This window comes from Priestia sp. SIMBA_032 (assembly GCF_046535215.1).
Classification (GTDB): Bacteria; Bacillota; Bacilli; order Bacillales; family Bacillaceae_H; genus Priestia; species Priestia aryabhattai.
This window is the reverse complement of record NZ_JAWRXD010001359.1, coordinates 1-244: the sequence shown is the minus strand read 5'-3', so window position 1 is coordinate 244 and position 244 is coordinate 1. Positions and strand designations below refer to the sequence as shown.

1 protein-coding gene is annotated in these 244 nt (G+C 24.2%); it reads left to right on the top strand.

What is annotated here, in order from left to right:
- On the top strand, nt 1-244 hold a 244-nt coding region (locus SB717_RS38755; RefSeq protein ID WP_410908569.1), incomplete at both ends, for a hypothetical protein.

Below are 244 nucleotides of genomic sequence, written 5' to 3'. Positions count from 1 at the left end.
AATATATGAACTTAAACTAGATACTAATTCTACTGAAAGTAAAATAAGATTTAATGGCACGGTTATACAGAATATAGTTGAAAAACAAAAAGAAAGTCAAAATGTAATTCTCGATAAAACTTTACAACAACATATTAATAAAGAGAATTTAGGTAGAGAGAATGTAAACGCTCCTATCACAAAAGAAGATTTATTACAGATTAAAAAATTAGAGATACTTAAAGAAAAAGGAAATGAGATAAAA